Annotated in this window: 2 protein-coding genes; both read left to right on the top strand. The window is 74.8% G+C overall.

Annotation, left to right across the window (positions count from 1 at the left end):
• Nucleotides 1–268, top strand: a 268-nt coding sequence (locus E1284_RS41080; protein ID WP_207924269.1) for a chorismate-binding protein, incomplete at its 5' end; no start/stop codon positions are given.
• A 43-nt stretch (nucleotides 269–311) separates the two neighbouring features.
• Nucleotides 312–563 (top strand): helix-turn-helix transcriptional regulator (locus E1284_RS41075; protein WP_131945487.1); only part of this gene is annotated, 252 nt, incomplete at its 3' end.

Genomic DNA, 563 nt, shown 5'->3' with positions numbered 1-563 from the left:
CGCCGTCTGCGGCACCCCCACCGCCACCGCCCTCGACCTCATCCGCGAACTCGAGGGCATGGACCGCGGCCGCTACGCCGGCCCCGTCGGCTGGGTCGACGCCCGCGGCGACGGCGAATGGGGCATCGCCCTGCGCTGCGCCGAGATCGACGGCACACGCGCCCGCCTGTTCGCCGGCTGCGGCATCGTCGCCGACTCCGACCCCGCCGCCGAACTCGCCGAAGCCCGCGCCAAATTCCGCCCCATGCAGTACGCCCTCCAAGGCTGACCCGCCCCGCACCGCCACCCGCGGAACAGGGCACACTGGGACGATGCGCGCGAGCCGGCTGCTGTCCCTCCTGCTGCTCCTGCAGACCCGCGAACGCATGACCGCCCGCGAACTCGCCGCCGAACTCGAAGTCTCCGTCCGCACCGTCTACCGCGACGTCGAATCCCTCAGCGCCGCCGGCGTCCCCGTCTACGCCGACCGCGGACCCGACGGCGGCTACCGCCTCCTCGGCGGCTACCGCACCCGCCTCACCGGCCTCACCGAAGCCGAAGCCGCCTCCCTCCCCCTGTCCGGC

This window comes from Actinomadura bangladeshensis (assembly GCF_004348335.1).
GTDB classification, from domain to species: Bacteria; Actinomycetota; Actinomycetes; order Streptosporangiales; family Streptosporangiaceae; genus Spirillospora; species Spirillospora bangladeshensis.
This window is presented reverse-complemented; position numbering and strand designations above follow the sequence as displayed.